The organism is Achromobacter sp. T5-5, assembly GCF_055397965.1.
Window position 1 is genome coordinate 2920508 of the sequence record NZ_AP027919.1, and the last position, 20716, is coordinate 2941223.

The window sequence follows — 20716 nt, forward strand, 5'->3', positions numbered from 1 at the left end:
CGGGCGCTTGGTGTAGATTGGATGCCGGACCGGGCAACGGGGTGGGCATTGGCGGATTCCTCATGGACTTTCTGATCGCATCCGCGGCGCGCGCGCTGGCGGCCGGCGATCCCCTGGCCGCGCTGAACCACGTGGCCTTGCGGGACGATGCCCCTGCGCTGGCTCTGCGCGGCATCGCCATGGCGCAACTGGGCGATCTGGCGCGCGCCCGCACGCTGCTGCGCGGCGCCGCCCGCGCCTTCGGCCCGCAGGCGGCCGTTCCCCGGGCCCGCTGCGTCGTCGCGGAAGCGGAGATCGCGCTAGCCGCACGCGATCTGGGCAGCCCCGACAAGAGTCTGGATGCCGCCCGAGCCACCCTGCAGGCGCACGGCGACCTCGTCAACGCGGCGCACGCGCTGCATCTGGCGGCGCGCCGGCAATTGCTGCTGGGGCGGCTGGACGACGCGGACCGCACGCTCGCAGGCATCGAGGCTGCCTCCTTGCCCTGGGCTTCGCGCGCCATCCACGACCTGATCGTGGCCGGCATTGCCATGCGCCGCCAGGAGGCCGGGTTGGCGAGGGCCGCGCTGTCGCGTGCCGAGCGCGCGGCGGGCGAGGCGGGCATTGCGGCGCTGGTGACGGAAGTGCGCAGCGCGGCGCAGGCCATGGAAACGCCGGTCGCGCGGCGCATGGGACGCGACGGCGAGCGGCCCTTGCTGCTGGACGAGGTCGAGGCGCTGCTGGCGTCCGGCGCGCTGGTCGTGGACGGCTGCCGGCATGCCTTGCGCCGCGCGGACGCGTGCGTCGCGCTCGCCGGCCGGCCGGTGCTGTTTGCGCTGGTCCGGGCGCTGGCGCAGGGCTGGCCGCACGACGTGGACCGCGAGACGCTCATCGTGCAGGCGTTTCGCACCCGCTATTTCGACGACACGCACCGCGCGCGCCTGCGCGTGGAAATGGGCCGCCTGCGCGCGGCGGTCCGCGGACTCGCCAGCGTCAGCGCCACCCGTCATGGCTACCTGCTCACGCCCGGCGGCGGGCGCGACGTGGCGGTGCTGGCGCCCGCCGCCGGGGACGTGGACCCGGAGCAGGGCGCGCTGCTCGCCTTCCTGGCCGATGGCGAGGGGTGGTCGAGTTCGGCGCTGGCGCTCGTCATGGGAACCAGCCAGCGCACCGTGCAGCGGGCGCTGGACGCGCTGGCCGCGGCCGGCCGGGTGCAGGCCTACGGCCAGGGGCGCGCCCGGCGCTGGATGCTGCCGCCCGTGCCCGGATTCACGACAAGCTTGTTACTCCCGGCCATCCTGCCGGGCCAGTAGCATGGACGGACCCCTACAAAAGGAAGCCACCATGAAACGATCGCAAGCCCGAATCCTGCGCGAATATGGCCCGTTCCCGGGCGTCGATGCCGTGCATGGACTGACGTACGACGGCGCACAGGTGTGGTTCGCCACCGGCGCCAGCCTGGTCGCCCTTGACCCCGCCACGGGCCAGACCTCGCGCACGCTCGACTTGACCGCCAACGCGGGCACGGCCTTTGACGGCACGCATCTCTACCAGATTGCCGACGGCCGCATCCAGAAGGTCGATCCGCAGACCGGCAAGGTCCTGTCCACCATCCCCGCGCCCGGCGGCGAGGGCGTGTCGGGCATGGCCTGGGCGGAAGGCAGCCTGTGGGTAGGCGCCTATCGCGACCGCAAGATCCACCAGGTCGATCCGGCCACCGGCCAGGTGCTGCGCACCATCGAGTCCAACCGCTACGTCACCGGCGTGACCTGGGTGGATGGCGAACTGTGGCACGGCACCTGGGAAGCGGATGAAAGCGAGTTGCGGCGCGTGGAGCCGCGCACCGGCGAAGTGCTGGAGGCGGTGGAGCTGCCGGCGGGCATCGGCGTGTCGGGGCTGGAATCCGACGGCGGCGCCCGGTTCTACTGCGGCGGCGGAGAAAGCGGCAAGGTGCGCGCCGTCCAGCGTCCGGGCAGGGAGGGTTGAGAAGGCCGGATCCGGGTTGAGGCCGCGGCGAAGCTGCCCCATGACGAAGGCCGAGGCGAAGGGCCGGGCGGCGGGTTCAACCGCGTTCCAGACCTGCCCGCCGCGCCCGGCCCTGTGATAGATTGCCGCGCATGTTCCTGTCCCTGCCTCCCGCCCCGCCGCTTGCCGGCCTTGTGCAGGCCTATTGGTTCGTCCAGGACCTGCCGGGAGTCTTCGCGGGGCAGGCTATCCGCACCAGTCCGATTCCGCTGGCGGTGCTGTCCGTCAATATGGGGCGGCCGAACGCCACGCGCGACGGCGCGCTGGTGCCGCGCGTCTCGATGCTGGGGCTGCAGTCCCGCGTGCGGGAATGGCGTTCCTGGTCCGAGACCTGCTTCATGATGGCGATGCTGACCGTCCCGGGCGTCCTGCGCCTGTTTCCGCATGTGCAGGCCGGCGGCGCGGACTGCCTCGCCGACCTGGGCGCGCTTGCCGGCGACGCAGCCGCGGCATCGCTGGCCGACTGCGTGGACGCGCAGGCCGGACCCGTGCGCATCGCCGCCCAGATCGACCGATGGCTCCTGGCCCGGCTGGACCGCGCCCGGTGCGTGCCGGAAGGCATGCGCGTCGCGGCGGCGCACGCGGTGCTGCGCGCCGGAGGCCGGGTCGAACAGGCCGCCCAGGCTGCGCAGACCGACCGGCGCCAGCTGCAACGGTGGTTCCACCGCCATCTGGGCGTCGGGCCCAAGGAAATGGCCGATCTGGAGCGCCTGCATCGCAGTCTGCGCGACGTGCAGTCCGGACGCGGCGATCCGCTGGCCGGCTTTAGCGACCAGGCGCACCAGATCAGGAACTGGCGGCGCAGGCTGGGCGTGACGCCCGGCAGCTATGCGCGCGGCGGCGGCTCGGCGCTGGCAGCGCAGTTCCGCCCGGATGCGGGAACGCCGGGGCCCGCGTTCTACCTCTAGGCAAGCGTCGCGCTCCCCCTGTCCCATTCGTTCAATACGGCGCCGCGGCGGCCGCCTACGATCGGCCTTCCTTTTTTTCTGGAGAGCCGGCCATGCTGCCTGAACCCCCGCCCGTCCTGCGCGCGCAGGCCATCGACTACACCGACGGCGACCTCACCTTTGAAGGGTATGCGGTCGATCCCGGCCCATCCGCGCGCTTGCGTGCCTGCGTCGTATTGGCGCACGAATGGAGCGGCCTGAACGATCCGACGCGGCGGCTGGCTGAGCGCTATGCGGGATTGGGCTACGTCTGCTTCGCACTGGATGTCTATGGCAAGGGCGTTCGCGGCGACCCGCTGGGCGACAACACCTCGCTGATGAGCCCGCTGCTGGCGGACCGGATGCTGCTGCGGCGCCGCCTGCTGACCGGGTACGCGGCGGCGCGCCGCCTGCCCGGCGTGGACCCGGCGCGGATGGCCGTGGCGGGATATTGCTTCGGCGGACTGTGCGCCCTGGATCTGGCCCGCGCGGCGCCTGCCGATCTGGCCGCCGCCGTCAGCTTTCACGGCGTGCTGCATCCGCCAGCGGGCCTCCCGGCGGGGCGGATCGATGCCCGCGTCCTGCTGCTGCACGGCTGGGAAGATCCGGTGGCGCCGCCCGCCGATGTGCTGGCGATCGCCCGTGAACTGACCGAAGCCGGCGCGGACTGGCAGCTTCACGCCTATGGCCACGCGCGCCACGCGTTCACCTTTCCGGGCGCCCGGTTTCCGGAACGCGGGCTGGTGTATGACCCCCTGGCCGATGCGCGATCCTGGTCGGCGATGCGCGCGCATCTTGCGCACGCGCTGTCCCGCGAGGGCGGGGACTGATACAGGGGCGGGGGTGTCGCAGCAATGGGAAAAAACAACAATACATAGATATGAGAAGGAGTTGCATTTACACTTCGTGCCGATTTGTCATCGCAGACCAACCTGGTAGGAAGTCACTATGCAAGCAGAAAGGCCCGTCGGCCGACGCCCCGTCGTTCACCCTCGTTTCGCACTGCGCCGCACGCCTGCGCTTGTCGTGCTGGCGCTGGCCTCGGCCGCCGCCACGGCCCAGGACGCCGGCGTGGCCACGCTGCCTTCGGTGCAGGTGGTGGGCGACGACGCCAATCCCGCGACCACGGAAGGAACGGGTTCCTACACGCCCCGCGCCACCGCGGCCAGCACGGGCCTGTCCCTGTCGCTGCGCGAGACGCCGCAATCGGTCACCGTCATGACGCGCCAGCGCATGGAAGACGAGGATATGCGGTCGCTCGTGGACGTGATGTCCAGCACGCCGGGCATCTCGGTGCAGAACTTCGACAGCGAGCGCTACACCTTCAATTCGCGCGGCTTCAGCATTACCAACTACATGTACGACGGCGTGCCCACGGCCTTTGACGTGGGCTACGCGGCGGGCGAGTCGTCCGTCGACCCCATCATCTACGACCGCGTGGAAATCGTGCGCGGCGCCACGGGCCTCATGACGGGCGCGGGCAATCCGTCGGCCTCCATCAACCTGGTGCGCAAGCATGCCGACAGCCGCGAGTTCAAGGCAGACCTGAGCGCGGGGGTGGGCAATTGGGACACCTATCGCGTGACGGCCGACCTGTCCTCACCGCTCAACGCCAGCGGCAGCGTGCGCGGGCGCATCGTTTCCGCATACCAGGACAACCACTCGTACCTGGACTACTACCAGAACCAGAAGAAGGTGTTCTACGGCGTGGTGGACGCCGACCTGAGCTCGCGCACCACCCTGAGCGTCGGCTACAACTACCAGGACAACGACCCGCAAGGCAGCAGCTGGGGCGGATTCCCGCTCTGGTACGCGGACGGCGGCCGCACCGACTGGCGCCGTTCGCTGAACACCGGCGCGCGTTGGACCTCGTGGGGCAGCACCACGCAGGGCGCCTTCGCCACCCTGGACCATCGCTTCGACAACGACTGGCGCGTGCAGGCCACGGCGTCCTATTCCAAGAATGAAATGGACGGCAAGCTGCTGTACCTGTATGGCTGGCCCGACCGCGAGACCGGCGAGGGCATGGGTGCGTCGCCCGCGTGGTACCTGGGCGACCGCAAGCAGAATTCGCTGGACCTGAAGGCCAACGGGCCGTTCACGCTGTTCGGCCGACGCCACGAGGCGGTGGTGGGCGCCAGCTTCAGCCGCCAGAAGGGCGACTTCGACTACCGCTCCCCGATCGACGCGGCCGGCGTGGGCAACTTCCTGAACTGGAACGGTTCGTATCCCGAGCCCGACTGGAACGATTCCATCATCGCCAGCCGCTACACCACCACGCAGACCGGCTGGTACGGCGCCCTGCGCCTGAACCTGGCCGACCCGCTCAAGCTCATCGTGGGCGGACGCTACAGCACCTGGAAGACGAACTCGGTCGGCTTCGGCGGCGAAGGCCGCACCGAATTCGACAAGAATGCCTTCACGCCCTACGCGGGCCTGCTTTACGACATCAACGACACCTACACCGCCTACGTCAGCTACACGGGCATCTTCAATCCGCAAACCTATCAGGACCGCGACGCCAACTGGCTCGACCCGCTGGAGGGCAAGTCCTACGAAGCCGGCATCAAGGGCGAGTGGCTGGACGGCCGCCTGAACGGCAGCGCGGCGATCTTCCAGATCGACCAGGACAACGTGGCGCAGGTGGATCCGGGCCAGATCGTGCCCGGCACGACGAACCAGGCCTACACGGCCGCGCAGGGAACGCGCAGCCGCGGCTTCGACCTGGAGCTGTCGGGTGAAGTGACGCCGGGGTGGAACGTGGCGGCCGGCTGGTCGCACTGGACCGCGAGCGATGGCGAAGGCAACGCGATCCAGACCGACCAGCCGCGCAGCCTGGTGCGCGTGTTCACGACCTATCAACTGCCGGGCGACTGGCATCGCCTGACCGTGGGCGGCGGCGTGAACTGGCAAAGCCACGTCTACACCATCGCCAGCGGTCCCAACGGCGATGAACGCGTGGGGCAGGGCAGCTACGCAATCACCAACCTGATGGCCCGCTACCGCTTCAACCGCAGCCTGTCGGCGCAGCTCAACGTGAACAACGTGTTCGACCGCAAGTACTACAGCCAGATCGGCTTCTACAGCCAGGGGGCATGGGCCGCGGGCCGCAGCGCGATGCTGACGATGCGCTACCAGTACTGACCGTCCCGACCGCCCTGGCCGAACTGGCCGTTCAGCGCGTCACGCGGGCCCGTCCTGGCCGGACGGCGCCCGCGCCGCGTCCGCGATGCTGGCGATGAAGGCCTTGGCGGCTTCGGGCAGGATGCGCCCGGCCAGCGTCTGCACCTCGAAATGGCGTTCGTTCATTTCGCGGTCGCGCAATGGCAGGGCGACGATCCTGCCCCACTGCAGGCGATTGCGGATCGCCAGCTCGCCGCAGAAGGCGATGCCGCCGCCCGCGCTGGCAAAGCCGACCAGCGCGTCGATGCTGCGGCTGGTGAACGCCGGCTCGCAACGCAGTTGCTGGCGGCTGCAACTGATGTCGATCAATTGGCGCAGCGTGGAATCCGGCGTTGGCAGCGCCAGCGGGTAGGGGACCAGTTGCGCCAGCGCCAACTCGCGACGCCCGGCCAGCGGATGGTCGGCGGCCAGGATCGCCCGGACCGGGGCGGGCACGCGCATTTCCACCCGGATGTCCCGCTGCGAGGTCAGGCTGAGCGTGACGCCGATGTCGGCCGAGCCGTCCCGGATGCGTTGGGGGATCTCCTGCTGCGAGCAGACGTCGAGCGAGAACCGGATCCCCGCATAGTGCTGGCGGAACGCGGCGATCGCCGCAGGCACGAACTCCGACGCATAGCCTTCCGTGCTGACGATGCGCACGTGGCCCTGCCGCAGGCCGCGTAGCGCCAGGATGTCGCCCGCCACCCGTTCCACGTCCTGTTGCATGCGCTTGGCGTGCGCGGCCAGCAGTTCGCCGGCGGCGTTGGGCACCATGCCGCGCGCGCGGCGCTCGAACAGCAGGGTGCCCAGTTCGCGTTCGACGCGGGCGATCTGGCGGCTGACGGCCGAGGGCGCGACATCCAGGCGTGCGGCGGCTTCGCTGACCGAGCCGGTGCGCACCACTTCCAAAAAATAGCGCAGGGAGATTTCCTGCAGGACGCGAGGGTTCATGGCGGGATCCAAGGTTTGCGGAAAGCGCAAAGAAGAATTCTAACCATTGATATTGCTGCAAACCGCGGAGCGACTCTAGGATGTGGGCATCGATCGTGCCGACAACCGGGTATCACCGCAATGTTTCAATCCGACGTTTCTTCCCCGTCCCCCGTTCTGGAATCGCTCCGGCAGGCAAGGCCGGTGCTGTGGACCGGGCCTGTCGCCTCCGGTTCGGCCGGGGGCCCCGGCGCGCATTTCCTGATGGATCAGGTGCTGTCGGCCCAGGAGCGGTTTGCGCGATTCGCGCCGCTGCTGGCCGAGCTTTTTCCCGAACTGGCCGAGACGAACGGCGTGATCGAGTCGCCGCTGCTGCCCGCCGCCGCCATGCAGGCGGCCATCGGCCTGCCGCACAGCGCGGGACGCCTGTGGATCAAGGCCGACCATGCATTGCCCGTCGCCGGGTCCATCAAGGCCCGGGGCGGCATCCACGAAGTGCTGGAATTTGCCGAATCGCTGGCGCTGCGCGAGGGCCTGCTGCGTCCGGGCGAAGACTACCGCAAGCTGGCGGGCCCCTTGGCGCGCGCCTGCTTCGGCCGCTACCAGGTGGCCGTGGGCTCGACGGGCAACCTGGGTTTGTCCATCGGCGTGATCGCATCGGCGCTGGGTTTCAGGTCGGCCGTGCACATGTCGGCCGACGCCAAGGCCTGGAAGAAGGCGCGGCTGCGCGCACGCGGGGTCGAGGTCGTCGAGCACGCGGGCGACTACGAAAAGGCCGTGGCCGCCGGCCGGGCGCAGGTTGAGGCCGATCCGTATGGCTATTTCGTGGACGACGAGCGCTCCGCGTCCCTGTTCATGGGCTACGCCGCCGCGGCGCTGCACCTGCGCATCCAGCTTGGCGAATCCGGCGTGCGCGTCGACGCCGAGCATCCCCTTTTTGTCTACCTGCCGTGCGGCGTGGGCGGCGCGCCGGGCGGCATCGCCTTCGGACTGACGCAGCTCTATGGCCCGCACGTCCATTGCTTTTTCGCCGAGCCGGTGCAGTCGCCGTGCTTCATGGTGCGCATGATGGCCGGCCACGGCGAATTGCCCGGCGCGCCGGCCAGCGCGTCGGTCTACGACGTGGGGCTCACCAATGTGACCGAAGCCGACGGGCTGGCCGTGCCGACCGCCTCGGAGCTGGCGTATGCGGCGGTGGGCGCCCACCTGCGCGGGGTCTACACCGTGCAGGACGACACGCTCTACGCCGACCTGGCCCGGCTCAAGGACAGCGAGGGCCTGCGCATCGAACCGTCGGCCGCGGCCGGATTCAGCGGGCCGCGTCACCTGTGCGGCACCGACGCCGGCCGGGCGTGGCTGGAGGCGCAGGGGCTCCTGCCGCACCTGCCGCGCGCCACGCACCTGGCCTGGACCACGGGCGGCCTGTTCGTGCCCGACGAAGAATATGACCGTTTCCTGAGCCGCGGGCGATCGCTCGCGGCCGGTACCTAGGCGCCGACAGACGCGCCGCCTTTCCACCACCTCCCTTCGAGCACCGCCATGAAAACCTCGTTTCTTGCAGTCAGTCTCGCCGTCGCCAGCGCCTTCGGCGCCGTTGCCCCCGCCGCGGCCCAGGATGCCTATCCCAGCCGCCCGATCACGCTGGTCGTGCCCTTTCCGCCAGGAGGCGCCACGGATGTGCTGGGCCGCGTGGTGGCGCAGAAGCTGGGCCAGGAATTGGGCCAAACCATCGTGGTGGAAAACCGCGCGGGCGCCGGCACGGTGATCGGCGCCGGGTACGTCGCCAAGGCTGCGCCGGACGGCTACACGCTGCTGGTCAGCTCGGGCACGACCTTCACGGTGAACCCGGCCATCCAGAGCAAGCTGCCGTACGACCCCGTCAAGAGCTTCGAGCCCATCGGCATCGTCGGCCGCACGGGCCTGGCCCTCCTGGCCAATCCCAAGGTCCCGGTCAAGGACCTGAAGGAGTTCGTGGCGTATGTGAAGGATCCGGCCCATGACCAGCCGCCTTACGGCTCGTTCGGCACCGGCACCACGTCGCATTTCGTGGGCGAAGCCTTCATGGCGGCCGCCAATGTGAAGATGACGCACGTGCCGTACAAGGGCAGCGCGCCCGCCATGACCGACCTGATCGGCGGACAGATTCCGTTCTCGGTCGACACCGTGGCCGCGGCCCTGCCGCAAAGCAAGCAGGGCAAGGTGCGGGTGCTGGCCGTCTCCAGCCCCAAGCGCTCGTCGTTCCTGCCGGACGTGCCCACGTTCGCCGAACAGGGCTATCCGTCGGTGGCGATGGATACGTGGCTGATGCTCGCCGCGCCGCGCGGCCTGCCGGCGGACGTGAAGACCCGCCTGGAAAAGGCGCTCAAGGCCACGGTCGAATCGCCCGAGGTGGTCAAGAGCCTGGAGGCGCAGGGCTTCGAAGCCGCCTACTCCAGCGCCGCCGAGGGCGAGGCGCTGATCCAGAAGGAACTGCCCATCATGCGTGAAGTCGCGCAGCGGGCCAACATCAAGGTCGATTGAAGGAACACGACGATGGCATTGGACGACACCCTGGTATCGCTGACCGCGGTTGAACTGCGGCGCATGATCGGCGCGCGGCAGCTTTCGCCGGTGGAATTGCTGGAGGCCTGCATCGCGCGCATCCAGGCCGTCAATCCGTACGTGAACGCCGTCACCGCCACCGCCTATGAGCGGGCGAGGGCGGAGGCGCGCGAGGCGGAGCGCGCGGTGATGGCAGGCGAGCCCCTGGGCCTGCTGCACGGCCTGCCGATGGGGGTCAAGGACCTGGAACCCACCGCGGGCGTCCTGACCACCTACGGCTCGCCGCTCTATCGCGGCTACGTGCCCGACGAGGACATCGAGCTGGTCGCCCGCCTGCGCCGCGCAGGCGCCATCGTCGCCGCCAAGACCAACGTGCCCGAAATGGGCGCGGGCGCCAATTCGCGCAACACCGTGTGGGGCGCGACCGGCAATCCCTTCAACCCCAACCTGAACGCGGGCGGCTCGTCGGGCGGTTCCGCGGCCGCGCTGGCCAGCGACATGCTGCCGGTGTGCACGGGCTCGGATACCGGCGGCTCGCTGCGCATTCCCGCGTCCAAGTGCGGGGTCGTCGGCTTCCGGCCGTCGCCCGGCATCGTGCCCAGCGTGCGCAAGCCGCTGGGCTGGACGCCGATCTCCGTGGTGGGGCCGATGGGCCGCACCGTCGCCGACGCCTGCCTGCAACTGGCCGCCAGCGCGGGGCCGCACGCGGGCGATCCGCTCAGTTATCCGCTGGACCCGCTGCAATTCCTGAACCCAGGCGTTGCGGACCTGGGCTCGCTGCGGGTGGCGTATACGGAAGACTTCGGCGCGTGCGACGTGGATGACGGCATACGCGCCGCCTTCCGGGAAAAGATCGCGGCCATGCGGCATCTGTTCGCCGCCTGCGATCCCATCGAACTGGACGTGGGCGAAGCCCATCGCTGTTTCGACGTGCTGCGCGCCGAGGCCTTCGTGGCCGGCATGCGCGACGCCTACGAAAAAGACCCGTCCAGCCTGGGTCCGAACACCCGCGCCAACTTCGAGATGGGCGCGGCGATGAGCCTGAAGGATTGCGCCTGGGCACAGGCCGAGCAGACGCGCCTGATCAAGCGCTTCCAGCGCGCCTACGACGACTACGATCTCATCCTGTCGCCCACCACGCCGGTCTCGCCGTTTCCGTGGACGCAGCTGTATGCGGACAAGATCAACGGCGTCGCCCAGGAGAACTACTACCGCTGGCTTGCGCTGACCTACGTCGTCACGCTGACCACGCATCCGGCGCTGACGCTGCCGTGCGGACGCGATAAGGCGGGCATGCCGTTCGGGCTGCAGATCGTCGGGCGCTTTCGCGGCGACCGCGAGGTGCTGGCCGCGGCGCAGGCGATGGAGCAGGCGTTCGCGGGCATGGAAGCCTTGCGGCGTCCGCGTCCGGACCTTGCCACGTTGCGTCCGGCCGAGCCGGCGCTGACCTCCATCGTGACCGCGCCGCCGCTGTTGCAGGGCGGTGGCGACGTGGGGGAGGTGTCGGCGGTGTAGCGATCGCGGACATCGTCCGCGTCGGCCATCGGGCCAGCGCCGCGCAATGCGGCCGCTGGCCTTTCGCATTTTTGGGCTAGTTCATCTGCTAGGGTAACTCCTGACCAAAAGCGGATTGTCAGCCGTTAGTCAGGCAGGTTTAATCACTCCAAAGTTGCGCATCAGACGCATCAGACGCATCGTCCGGAACCGGGAAGCCCGCAGCAGGCGTTTCCATCCCGCGCCCATGCAGGAGTAGTAACTACACGCTGGTCCATGTAGTCCACCCCAGGAGACAACAAGCCATGCAACACGTTACAAAGCCCCGCCGCCGCAAATTCATCTCCGGCGCAGCCGCCGCCGGCGCCGCGGCGCTAGGATTTCCCGCCGTCGTCAAGGCGCAGAACGCACCCATCTCCTTCCGGTTCCAGAGCACCTGGCCCGCGAACGACATCTTCCACGAATTCGCGCGCGACTACGCCAACAAGGTCAACGAGATGGCCGGCGGCCAGTTGAAGATCGAGGTCCTGCCCGCGGGCGCCGTGGTCAAGGCCTTCGACCTGCTGGATGCCGTGTCGGCCGGGACGCTGGATGGCGGCCACGGCGTGGTGGCCTACTGGTACGGCAAGAACACCGCCGTGGCGCTGTGGGGCTCGGGTCCCTCGTTCGGGATGGACGCCAACACGCTGCTGGCCTGGCACGAGTACGGCGGCGGCAAGGAACTGCTGGTCGAGATCCAGAAGGCCATGGGCGTGAACGTGCAGTCCCTGATGTACGGGCCGATGCCGACGCAGCCCTTCGGCTGGTTCAAGCGGCCGGTCACCAAGGTCGAGGACGTCAAGGGCGTGAAGTTCCGCACCGTGGGCCTGGCCATCGATATGTACACGGCCATGGGCGCGGCGGTGAACGCGCTGCCCGGCGGCGAGATCGTGCCCGCGCTGGACCGCGGCCTGCTGGACGGCGCGGAATTCAACAACGCCTCGTCCGACCTGGCGCTTGGCTTCCAGGACGTCTCCAAGATCTGCATGCTGCAGAGCTTTCACCAGAGCGCGGAACAGTTCGAGATCCTGTTCAACAAGGCGAAGTACGACGCCTTGCCGGAACACCTGAAGCACATCCTGAGCTATGCGGCCCAGGCATCCAGCGCCGACATGTCCTGGAAGGCGGCTAACCGCTACTCGCAGGACTACATCAAGCTGCAGAAGGATCACAACGTCAAGTTCTACAAGACGCCGGACGCGATCCTGCAGCAACAGCTCAAGATCTGGGACGACATGATCGCCAAGCGGTCGGCCGAGAATCCGCTGTTCAAGAAGGTGCTGGAATCGCAGCGCGCGTTTGCGGAGCGGGTGGGGCGCTGGCAGGGCGACACGACGGTCAATTTCCGCATGGCCTACAACCACTACTTCTCGCGCAGCACCAAGCAGGCCTGACGCAGTCCTGCGCCACTCCCGCGCGCCGCCTGGCCGGCGCGCGGCGCCTCACCATGCGTCCCGGGTCCGCGCGCGCCTACGGCAGGCTTGCCGCGGCGTAAGCGGGCCCGAATCCAGGACCTTCGATGATCCGAATCGTACGTTTCATAGACCGCCTTTCCACCTTTGTCGGCAAGACCTTCGCCTGGTTGATCGTGGTGCTGACGCTGCATGTGTGCTGGGAGGTCGCGGCACGCTACATCCTGAACCAGCCCAGCGCGTGGGCGTTCGACCTGCAGATGATGTACTACGGCATCCTCTTCATGATGGCGGGCGCGTACACGCTGGCCAAGAATGGTCATGTGCGGGGCGACATCCTGTACGGGTTCCTGGCGCCGCGCGTGCAGGCAGGCCTGGACCTGCTGCTTTTCATCGTCTTCTTCTTTCCCGGCGTGATCGCCCTGGTCTGGGCAGGCTGGTACTACGCGGGCTATTCCATCGCGATCCGCGAGCATTCGTCGCTCATGGCCAACGGGCCGCCGATCTATCCCTTCAAGGCCTTCATACCGGCCGCCGGCGCCATCCTGCTGCTGCAGGGCGTGGCCGAAGTCATGCGCTGCATCCTGTGCCTGAAGCAGGGGGCGTGGCCATCGCGTGAAGAGGACGTCGAGGAAGTGGACGTCGACAAGCTCAAGGAGATGGTGCACGTGAAGGACGAAGATATCGCCAAGCTCGATCGCTACGTCAACCACGGGGAGTCCCAGCGATGAAAATCCACAAGGCTTTGTGGTTCGGCCTGTCGTGTATTGCGCTGGTGCTCCTGATGATCGCGTTCCTGACGCCGTGGGACAACCTCACCACGGGCCACATCGGGCTGCTCATGCTGGCGCTGATCGTCGTGGCCATCATGCTGGGCTTTCCGACGGCGTTCACGCTGATGGGCATGGGCGTGCTCTTTACGTTCCTGGCGTATTACATGCAGAGCTCGGACCCCGGACGGTCCCTCGGCCAGACGCTGGACCTGATGGTGCAGCGCACGTACGCCACCATGACGAACGATTCGCTGATCTCGATACCGCTCTTCGTGTTCATGGGGTATCTGGTCGAACGCGCCAACCTGATCGAAAAGCTCTTCAAGTCCTTGCACCTGGCGCTGGCGCGCCTGCCGGGCGCGTTGGCGGTCGCCACGCTGGCCACCTGCGCGATCTTCGCGACGGCGACGGGCATCGTCGGCGCGGTGGTCACGCTGATGGGCCTGTTGGCGATGCCGGCCATGCTGAAAGCGGGCTACAGCGTGCGCCTGACGGCCGGGTCCATCACCGCGGGCGGCTGCCTGGGGATCCTGCTGCCGCCGTCCGTCATGCTGATCGTCTATGGCGCCACCACCGGCGTGTCAGTGGTCCAGCTCTATGCCGGCGCGCTGTTCCCCGGTGTGCTGCTTGCCTTCCTGTACATGCTGTACGTGATTGTCGTGGCGAAGATCCGGCCCGATCTGGCGCCGCCTCTGCCCAAGGAAGAGCGCGGCGTGCCCTTGCCGCCGCCCTCCGCGGCGATGGCCGCGGGACGCTACACGCGCGCGGTCTCGGGCATGCTGGCCGCCATGTTCAAGGGCAGGCGCAACGCCGCGGTGCCGTTCGGCTATCTGACGCGCAACATGGCAATCGCGCTGACCCCGCTGGCGGTCACGGTCTTGATGCTGGGGGTGGTGCATCACGCGCTGACCAAGCCGCCCGTGGTGTACGAGATTCCCGCGGAACTGCGGCTGGGTTCCAGCGGTTTCGATTCCGGCCTGAGCGAGCCGCCCGTGGACGGGCTGGCCGAGCCACCGTCCAACGACCTGCCCGAGCCGCCGTCCAATGATCTGGCCGAGCCGCCGGGCACGCCCGCCGCGTCCGGCCTGAGCGAACCCCCGGGAACGCCAGCCGCGCAACCGCCGGCAGCCGCGCCCGCGCCCGCGCAGGCGGCGCCCGCCGAGGCTGACGGCCGTCTCCCCACGCCCACCGGCTTCTGGATCTTCGCGGGTATCTGCGCGGTGATGCTGGCGGTGTTTTACGCGGCGCTGACCTGGGCGCGGCTGGAAATCTTCAAGATGCTCATGGGGTCGTTCTTCCCGCTGGCGGTGATGATCGCGGCCGTGCTGGGATCGATCGGCTTCGGCCTGGCCACGCCCAGCGAGGCCGCCGCCATGGGCGCCATGGGCGGGGCGCTGCTGGCGTTGGCGTACCGCAGGCTGAACCTGCCGGTGCTGCGCGAATCCGTGTTCCTGACGGCCAAGACCAGCGCGATGGTCTGCTGGCTGTTCGTGGGGTCGTCCATCTTCTCGGCGGCGTTCGCGCTGCTGGGCGGACAGCGCATCATCGAGGAATGGGTGCTGTCGCTAGGCCTGACGCAGATCCAGTTTTTGCTGCTGGCGCAGGTCATCATCTTCCTGCTGGGCTGGCCGCTGGAATGGACCGAGATCATCGTGATCTTCATGCCGATCTTCGTGCCGCTGCTCAACACGTTCGGCATCGATCCGCTGTTCTTCGGGCTGCTCGTGGCGCTGAACCTGCAGACCGCGTTCCTGTCGCCGCCGGTCGCCATGTCGGCCTTCTACCTGAAGGGCGTGTCGCCGCCGCACGTGACGCTGAACCAGATTTTCCTGGGGATGCTTCCGTTCATGGGGATTCAGATCGTTGCGATCTTTCTGCTGTATGTGTTCCCGGGGATTGGGATGTGGCTACCGACGGTGCTGTACCGTTGATGGGGGGGGCCGGCCGCCTTGGAGGCGGCCGGGGCCGGGCGCTCAGGGAGTTGCGGCTCATTGTGTCGCTGTCGACAGCGACACCGAACGACAGCCACATGCAAGAGAAATAAAGTCGGTCGCGCCCCAGGTCTTCCCGCCTTCGACGAAAGATGACTGAACAAAAGTCGGTCGCAGGGAAGGGGTGTTGGAAAGTACAGGCGGCTGAGCTACGTAAAGGGCTGCCTGCCGCTTGGCCCATGCAGCGTTCGTGCCAGGTGACACAGCGCGCCTTCATGGATGCCGGGTGGAATTGGAAGCCGGCGCTGCGCACGATGGCGCTATTGTGAGACGCCTATCGGCCAGAAGCAGTCCTTCAACGGCGTCATCGGTCCGACAACAAAAGGCGGTCTAACCTTGAGAGCGGTCATCGAGACGAGGGAGGAGGGAGTGCCTACAAAGGGGCGAGGAGGGTTTATGTTTGGACGCGAACGTCCGGATTACGAAGCGCCGTGCTTGAATAAATGCCATTGCTTGACCTTACAGAAATCGTCGTGCGGACCGCAGAAACGATTCCGTTAATCTTCTCTCGATTTTCATCGGTCCGAAAGGTTCTGCGTTTCGTTCGCTCCTCTTGCCGGACAAAGCCGACACCGGTGTATGGATTCAGTAGACGGACGCTATCGAACTCACTGCACATGGCCTGAATTTCCTCATTTAACCAGCGCTCCATCTCGTTTATACAAGCGACGCTCTCTAGGCGCAAAGCCTTGTCCGCTGTGTACTCGTCGAAGTGGTCGAAAACATACGTATAGTCTCGCTCTTCGTGACCTTCAAGCTTGTTGCGTATCTGGCTGTGTACCTCGTTGTACGAAAAGTGGTTGCCACATCGGGAGATCAACGGATTGCAGCCTTCGCGATTGTCTCCCGTCTTGCCTACGTAAAGCCGCACGTCCATGTCCGCTTTTGCAATTACAACGTACACCGCAAACTTGCGCTTAAGGCTCTCTTTTTCAATGGAAAAGATAAATGCCATTACTTATAGACCTTCTCTGTTTCCCGCTGGATTGTTCCGGATAGCCGCTTCAGCTTGACGATGACGTGCCTGAAATACGCGTGGTCAACCGTTAATTCATGTCCGATCGTGCCTCTCGCCTTTTCGCCGGCCTTTTCGACATACAGTTTGTTAATCCGGCCGTTGTTGTGAATGATGATGTCCCGTGAGGCCTTGATCTCGAGGAAGTCCGACACTAGGCCCACGTCTAGCGGTATGGCAAGTACTTTCGTGAGCTTTTCGATGTATTCGGACGGCTTCGCGAACATCAGCGCTTCACATTTCAATGCCACGAAGCGGTTGATCACATCCTCGCGGCTTTCGTTTTCCAGGAAAAGGTCCAGCGGAATCCCGCTTTTTTCGGTCAGGAGGCTCAGCTTACCGGGGAATGCGACCGTAGCGATTGCGATGCAATCTTGAATGAAGGCCTCAGTGCGCGATACCAACGAGATAATATTCGTCTCGAATACGCCACGATCATGCTGCGCGAAGAACATGCCGCCCACGTCACTATCCAATCGCATGCTGGAAATATTAGCGTTGCCCTTACTCTTACCGTCTTCCACTGGAACCGAATACGACCTCTTTACTAGGCTCTTCGACGCACGGAGCGATTTGGCTTGTGCATGAAGATGTGGTCGGAGCAATTCGCTGAAAATCCAAGCATCATTCAGAGAACGGAAAAGTCGGATATGCCGTTTGTAAATTGATTTGGAGACCACGCTGTCACGTGCCATTATCTTTAGCCCTTCCTATGGCTGTCCTATTCGCGCCCGCAATCTATCATACAGTTCCTATCCTGGTCATTAGGCTCACATAGTCGCAAAAGTCCGGTAAAACATGATACGCAGGATTCCCCCGTGTCCTGGACTAATCGCCGAAGTACCAAGATTAGGTAGTCCGGCAAGAAGTCCGAAGCACCGCTGAAGCAGTCGTTGAAGTCGCGATGGCCTGAGTGGCTGCTCAGGGTCACAAGCGGGCATTTGCCATACGGCTCAGAGACCGGAACTCAGCCTATCGGCTTCCTGTAACGAGCGTCGACGCGCGAGCAGGCACATGGCCGAGATTTAAAACTGCGGCGCCGGCCAAGCACGGTGACCGAAGCGCGACCGACTTTATCTCTCGTTTTCACGCTCGTGAGCCGCCAAAGGCCAGAACCCACTGCACATCCTCGGCCTCATCCAGACGCCAAGCCAGGCCTGCACAGCACATACACCTTGGTCTCGCGACCGTAATGGCACTCGCGCCCAACGAACGCAAATCCGAGCTTCTCCAGCACGCGCATGGACGCTTCATTGCCTGGCCAGACCACGGCGACAAGCTCCGGGACGACCAGCCTTTGCCACGCATAGTCGCAAAGCTGCGCGCCCGCTCGCGTGGCGATGCCCCGGCCCCACGCAGCTTGGCAAAGGCGGTACGCAAGTTGGAGCCTGCCCGTTGTGCCGAGCTGCGTCAGACTGACCCACCCGACGGCCATGCCATCCGCCACGACCGCCCAATGGCCTATGTCCGTCACCGGTTCATCCAGCCATGCCAGCAGCTCCTGGCGTCTCGCTTCATCGGCCGCCTTTACGCCCGTGCTGTGGCGCATGACTTCCGGGTCGGATTCCATGGACAGCATCATGGGAATGTCGGCGATCTGGAGGCGGCGCAGTGTGACGGTCGGGGAGTGGGGCATGGAAATCCGCATCAGAAGGGTGGGGTTTCAAAGCTGGCTCATTCCACCGTCCGCGATGATTTCCGTGCCGACGATGAAGGCGGACTCGCGCGCGGCCAAGTGCAATACGGTCGCCGCGATTTCCTGGGGGGTGCCGAAGCGGCCCAGCGGGATCTGCGCCTTGATGCCGGCGGCGGTCTTCTCCAGCGCGGCGCGGTCCAGGCCCAGTTTGTCATAGATTGGCGTGGCGACAGGGCCGGGGCTGACGACGTTGACCCGGATTCCGCGCGGCAGCAGTTCGGCGGACAAGGTCTTGGCCAGTGAAATGAGCGCGGCCTTGGTGGCGGCGTAGATCGACGTGGCCGGCATGCCGATGCGGGCGTTGATGGAACCATTGAGCACGATGGACGCGCCGTCGTTGAGCAGCGGATCCAGCGCCTGGAGCTGGAAATACACGCCCTTCACGTTGGTGCCGAACATGTCGTCCCACATTTCCTCGGTGGCATCGGCCAGCGGGGCGAAGCGGGCGGTGCCGGCGTTCATGAAGGCGGCGTCCAGGCGCACCCCCGCGAAGGCCAGGGCCGCGGCCAGCGCGACCGGCGCCTCGGGCGCGCCCACGACGTTCTGGATGGCAAGCGCCTTGGGGCCGAGGAGGGCGCGTGTCTTCTCCAGCGCGGCGCTGTCGCGCCCGGTCACGATGACGCGGGCGCCCTCGGCGGCGAAGGCCTGGGCGGCGGCCAGGCCGATGCCGCTGGTGCCGCCGGTGACCAGCACGGTTTTGTCTTCGAAGCGGTTCATGTCGGGTTCCTTTTTGCAGGGGAGGCGAGAGGAACAGTCATGTTGCGCCTTTCAGGGCGCGCGCCGCACGATATTTCGCATGAATCTGCCTGAAAGGCGCGACGGCGCCGCCCGTCGCCTGCGCCTCGCCAGCGACGCGGCGGCCATTCGTTGTAGTCTTATCCGCTTGCGGCAGCGCCGGGATCGAGCCGGCCCGACCGCGTACAACAGTCCAAAGGACGATCATGGAAGAGACAAGGCAGGAAACCCCGCTGAACTGGGCGGCGCTGGTCGACGATCTGAACCGGCTGTTGCGGCTGAAGACCACGGTCATCGGCATGAAGCTCTACGAGCACGAGGCGGACATGGCGGGCGTGAAGGGCCTGCGGCGGCCCAGCGCCACCCACACCACCGACCAGATCGTCGGCATGGCGGCGCGGCTGGGCTGGACCGTGGGCATTACCGGGGACGACCTGGTCGGCGCGCAGTGCCGGGCCGTCATTGGATTGGGGCCGCAGGACGAAGCCTGGAAGCGCGGCGAGGACTACGTGGGCGTGTGGCACGCGACGCAGGCGGACGCGCAGGCGCGGCAGGAGGCGCTGTCCTGTGTGCCCGCGGGAAAATATCGCGCCATGGTGGTGTCGCCGCTGGCGTCCGGCCGCCTCGATCCGCCCGACATCTGCCTGGTGTACGCGACGCCCGGCCAGATGATCATCCTGATCAACGGCCTGCAATGGAAGAACTACCGGCGCTTTGACTGGAGCGTGGTGGGCGAGACGGCCTGTGCGGATTCCTGGGGCCGGGCGCTTGCCACCGGGGAGCCCAGCCTGTCTTTGCCCTGTTTCGCCGAGCGCCGCTACGGCGGCGTGCCCGACGAAGAGATGCTGATGGCCTTGCCGCCGCGCTATCTGCCCATTGCCATCGAAGGCATGAAGGCGCTGTCGGCCAATGGGCTGCGCTATCCCATCGCGCCCTATGGCATCCAGAACGACGTGCGCGCGGGCATGGGCGTGAGCTACGCGCAGGCGCCCAGGGCTCAGGGTTGAGCCTGCGCGTGCAGCGCCTCCGCAAGGGCGCGCGCCGCCGGGCCGAGCGGACGGTCGATGCGATGCGCGAGATAGGTCTCGGTGGCGATCTGGCTGTCGCGCCCCAGGCTGGCGGCGGGGACGCGCAGCAGGCGGCCCTCGGCCAGGTCGCGCTCGACCTGCCAGAACGGCAGCCGGCCCCAACCCAGCCCGGCGCGGATCAGCGCGTGCTTGGTGTCCTGCCCGCTGACGCGGCAGGTCTGGGGCGACAGGACCGCGAAATCGCGGCCTTCGGAGAGGGGCGACGGATCGACCTGCACGATCTGCAGATGATCCGCCAGGTCGGCCTCCGCCAATGCGGCGCCGGTGCGCGCCAACCGCGCCAGCGGATGCGCGGCGCCGACGACCGCCACCATCTGCACCGCGCCCAGCGCCTGCACGGCGATGCGGGGATGCCGGAAGTGTTCGCCGGCCAGGATGCCCAGGGTGTGCGTGCCATCCAGCAGGGCCTCGACCGGGCCGCCCAGGGGCAGCACCGACACGCGTATGGCGACCGAGGGATACGCCGCGCGCATCCGGACCAGCGCCGCGCCGGCGTGTTCGATCGGGAACAGCGTATCCACCGCCAGCGACAGCGCCAGTTCCACGCCTTCGCCCAGCCCTTGCGCGCGGGCGCGCAGGGCGTCCACGCGCAGGAGGATGTCGCGGGCATTGGCCAGCAGGGCCTGGCCCTGCGGCGTCATGACGGGGCGATGCCCGCCGCGGTCAAAGAGCGGCACGCCAAGCTGCGCCTCCATGTTGGCAATGGCATGGCTGACGGCCGATTGCACGCGCGACAACCGGCGGGCCGCGGCGCGGAAGCTGCCCGTGTCCGCGACGGCGGCGAACACGCGCAATTGGTCCAGGGTGAGGGCGTCGATCATGGCAGCGGTGGCTGAAGCAGTGATCTATTTTTTCGATCAAGAACGTCAAAAGATTATCACTTCGCAGGATAGGCTCAAGCCGGCATGAT

At 67.0% G+C, this 20716-nt stretch carries 18 protein-coding genes; 12 read left to right on the forward strand and 6 right to left on the reverse strand.

Translation table 11 applies throughout. The annotated features are described in order from the left end of the window. Positions 1 to 62: 62 nt before the first annotated feature. The 5 genes from ACZ50Q_RS13215 (at position 63) to fhuE (ending at position 6074) form a co-directional block, all read left to right on the forward strand. Positions 63 to 1292, forward strand: a complete 1230-nt coding sequence (locus tag ACZ50Q_RS13215; protein WP_464081806.1) for a helix-turn-helix domain-containing protein — start codon at positions 63 to 65, stop codon at positions 1290 to 1292. 31 nt (positions 1293 to 1323) lie between these two features. Beyond that, positions 1324 to 1965 (forward strand): Vgb family protein, encoded by a 642-nt coding sequence (locus tag ACZ50Q_RS13220; protein ID WP_092578371.1) that lies wholly within the window; start codon positions 1324 to 1326, stop codon positions 1963 to 1965. 131 nt (positions 1966 to 2096) lie between these two features. Beyond that, positions 2097 to 2912, forward strand: a complete 816-nt coding sequence (locus tag ACZ50Q_RS13225) for an AraC family transcriptional regulator (protein ID WP_092578369.1) — start codon at positions 2097 to 2099, stop codon at positions 2910 to 2912. A gap of 92 nt (positions 2913 to 3004) precedes the next feature. Further along, a complete protein-coding gene (locus ACZ50Q_RS13230) occupies positions 3005 to 3760 on the forward strand; it encodes a dienelactone hydrolase family protein (RefSeq protein ID WP_092578367.1) in 756 nt (251 codons plus the stop codon). A gap of 118 nt (positions 3761 to 3878) precedes the next feature. After that, positions 3879 to 6074 (forward strand): ferric-rhodotorulic acid/ferric-coprogen receptor FhuE, encoded by a 2196-nt coding sequence (gene fhuE / locus ACZ50Q_RS13235; protein ID WP_464081807.1) that lies wholly within the window; start codon positions 3879 to 3881, stop codon positions 6072 to 6074. Positions 6075 to 6113: 39 nt separating this feature from the next. Here fhuE and ACZ50Q_RS13240 read toward each other — a convergent pair whose 3' ends face one another. Beyond that, complete coding sequence (locus ACZ50Q_RS13240) at positions 6114 to 7043, reverse strand: LysR family transcriptional regulator (RefSeq protein ID WP_464081808.1); 930 nt, start codon at positions 7041 to 7043, stop codon at positions 6114 to 6116. A 120-nt stretch (positions 7044 to 7163) separates the two neighbouring features. On the opposite strand from ACZ50Q_RS13240, the gene ACZ50Q_RS13245 reads away from it, so the two are divergent. The 6 genes from ACZ50Q_RS13245 (at position 7164) to ACZ50Q_RS13270 (ending at position 15212) form a co-directional block, all read left to right on the forward strand. Then, positions 7164 to 8513 (forward strand): D-serine ammonia-lyase, encoded by a 1350-nt coding sequence (locus ACZ50Q_RS13245; RefSeq protein ID WP_092578363.1) that lies wholly within the window; start codon positions 7164 to 7166, stop codon positions 8511 to 8513. A 48-nt stretch (positions 8514 to 8561) separates the two neighbouring features. Further along, the gene (locus tag ACZ50Q_RS13250) at positions 8562 to 9542 is read left to right on the forward strand and encodes a Bug family tripartite tricarboxylate transporter substrate binding protein (RefSeq protein ID WP_464081809.1); all 981 of its coding nucleotides are present in this window, start codon (positions 8562 to 8564) and stop codon (positions 9540 to 9542) included. A gap of 12 nt (positions 9543 to 9554) precedes the next feature. Then, positions 9555 to 11078, forward strand: coding sequence for an amidase (locus ACZ50Q_RS13255; protein WP_464081810.1), 1524 nt, complete (start codon positions 9555 to 9557; stop codon positions 11076 to 11078). A gap of 284 nt (positions 11079 to 11362) precedes the next feature. Continuing rightward, complete coding sequence (locus tag ACZ50Q_RS13260; RefSeq protein ID WP_464081811.1) at positions 11363 to 12490, forward strand: TRAP transporter substrate-binding protein; 1128 nt, start codon at positions 11363 to 11365, stop codon at positions 12488 to 12490. Positions 12491 to 12615: 125 nt separating this feature from the next. Then, positions 12616 to 13239, forward strand: a complete 624-nt coding sequence (locus ACZ50Q_RS13265; RefSeq protein ID WP_076520598.1) for a TRAP transporter small permease subunit — start codon at positions 12616 to 12618, stop codon at positions 13237 to 13239. Further along, on the forward strand, positions 13236 to 15212 hold the full coding sequence (locus tag ACZ50Q_RS13270) for a TRAP transporter large permease (RefSeq protein WP_464081812.1): 1977 nt from the start codon (positions 13236 to 13238) through the stop codon (positions 15210 to 15212). The genes ACZ50Q_RS13265 and ACZ50Q_RS13270 overlap by 4 nt, the downstream gene beginning before the upstream one ends. 454 nt (positions 15213 to 15666) lie before the next feature. Here ACZ50Q_RS13270 and ACZ50Q_RS13275 read toward each other — a convergent pair whose 3' ends face one another. The 4 genes from ACZ50Q_RS13275 to ACZ50Q_RS13290 all read right to left on the reverse strand — a co-directional run bounded on the left by ACZ50Q_RS13275 (position 15667) and on the right by ACZ50Q_RS13290 (position 18700). After that, positions 15667 to 16227: a hypothetical protein gene (locus ACZ50Q_RS13275; RefSeq protein ID WP_464081813.1), complete on the reverse strand. Its 561-nt coding sequence runs from the start codon at positions 16225 to 16227 to the stop codon at positions 15667 to 15669. After that, entirely contained in the window at positions 16227 to 16751 is a 525-nt protein-coding gene (locus tag ACZ50Q_RS13280; RefSeq protein WP_464081814.1) for a hypothetical protein, read from the reverse strand. The genes ACZ50Q_RS13275 and ACZ50Q_RS13280 overlap by 1 nt, the downstream gene beginning before the upstream one ends. A gap of 671 nt (positions 16752 to 17422) precedes the next feature. Continuing rightward, complete coding sequence (locus tag ACZ50Q_RS13285) at positions 17423 to 17923, reverse strand: GNAT family N-acetyltransferase (protein ID WP_464081815.1); 501 nt, start codon at positions 17921 to 17923, stop codon at positions 17423 to 17425. A 27-nt stretch (positions 17924 to 17950) separates the two neighbouring features. Further along, positions 17951 to 18700, reverse strand: a complete 750-nt coding sequence (locus ACZ50Q_RS13290; RefSeq protein WP_464081816.1) for an SDR family oxidoreductase — start codon at positions 18698 to 18700, stop codon at positions 17951 to 17953. Between the two features lie 224 nt (positions 18701 to 18924). On the opposite strand from ACZ50Q_RS13290, the gene ACZ50Q_RS13295 reads away from it, so the two are divergent. Next, the gene (locus ACZ50Q_RS13295) at positions 18925 to 19725 is read left to right on the forward strand and encodes a DUF169 domain-containing protein (RefSeq protein ID WP_464081817.1); all 801 of its coding nucleotides are present in this window, start codon (positions 18925 to 18927) and stop codon (positions 19723 to 19725) included. Here ACZ50Q_RS13295 and ACZ50Q_RS13300 read toward each other — a convergent pair. Then, complete coding sequence (locus tag ACZ50Q_RS13300; RefSeq protein WP_464081818.1) at positions 19716 to 20627, reverse strand: LysR family transcriptional regulator; 912 nt, start codon at positions 20625 to 20627, stop codon at positions 19716 to 19718. The two genes, ACZ50Q_RS13295 and ACZ50Q_RS13300, sit on opposite strands and share 10 nt — an antisense overlap. Between the last annotated feature and the right edge of the window lie 89 nt (positions 20628 to 20716).

Bases quoted from the DNA above. Each gene is read 5' to 3' on its own strand.
- ACZ50Q_RS13215 (WP_464081806.1), top strand. From the start codon at position 63: ATGGACTTTCTGATCGCATCCGCGGCGCGCGCGCTGGCGGCCGGCGAT.
- ACZ50Q_RS13220 (WP_092578371.1), top strand. From the start codon at position 1,324: ATGAAACGATCGCAAGCCCGAATCCTGCGCGAATATGGCCCGTTCCCG.
- ACZ50Q_RS13225 (WP_092578369.1), top strand. From the start codon at position 2,097: ATGTTCCTGTCCCTGCCTCCCGCCCCGCCGCTTGCCGGCCTTGTGCAG.
- ACZ50Q_RS13230 (WP_092578367.1), top strand. From the start codon at position 3,005: ATGCTGCCTGAACCCCCGCCCGTCCTGCGCGCGCAGGCCATCGACTAC.
- fhuE (WP_464081807.1), top strand. From the start codon at position 3,879: ATGCAAGCAGAAAGGCCCGTCGGCCGACGCCCCGTCGTTCACCCTCGT.
- ACZ50Q_RS13240 (WP_464081808.1), bottom strand. From the start codon at position 7,043: ATGAACCCTCGCGTCCTGCAGGAAATCTCCCTGCGCTATTTTTTGGAA.
- ACZ50Q_RS13245 (WP_092578363.1), top strand. From the start codon at position 7,164: ATGTTTCAATCCGACGTTTCTTCCCCGTCCCCCGTTCTGGAATCGCTC.
- ACZ50Q_RS13250 (WP_464081809.1), top strand. From the start codon at position 8,562: ATGAAAACCTCGTTTCTTGCAGTCAGTCTCGCCGTCGCCAGCGCCTTC.
- ACZ50Q_RS13255 (WP_464081810.1), top strand. From the start codon at position 9,555: ATGGCATTGGACGACACCCTGGTATCGCTGACCGCGGTTGAACTGCGG.
- ACZ50Q_RS13260 (WP_464081811.1), top strand. From the start codon at position 11,363: ATGCAACACGTTACAAAGCCCCGCCGCCGCAAATTCATCTCCGGCGCA.
- ACZ50Q_RS13265 (WP_076520598.1), top strand. From the start codon at position 12,616: ATGATCCGAATCGTACGTTTCATAGACCGCCTTTCCACCTTTGTCGGC.
- ACZ50Q_RS13270 (WP_464081812.1), top strand. From the start codon at position 13,236: ATGAAAATCCACAAGGCTTTGTGGTTCGGCCTGTCGTGTATTGCGCTG.
- ACZ50Q_RS13275 (WP_464081813.1), bottom strand. From the start codon at position 16,227: ATGGCATTTATCTTTTCCATTGAAAAAGAGAGCCTTAAGCGCAAGTTT.
- ACZ50Q_RS13285 (WP_464081815.1), bottom strand. From the start codon at position 17,923: ATGCCCCACTCCCCGACCGTCACACTGCGCCGCCTCCAGATCGCCGAC.
- ACZ50Q_RS13290 (WP_464081816.1), bottom strand. From the start codon at position 18,700: ATGAACCGCTTCGAAGACAAAACCGTGCTGGTCACCGGCGGCACCAGC.
- ACZ50Q_RS13295 (WP_464081817.1), top strand. From the start codon at position 18,925: ATGGAAGAGACAAGGCAGGAAACCCCGCTGAACTGGGCGGCGCTGGTC.
- ACZ50Q_RS13300 (WP_464081818.1), bottom strand. From the start codon at position 20,627: ATGATCGACGCCCTCACCCTGGACCAATTGCGCGTGTTCGCCGCCGTC.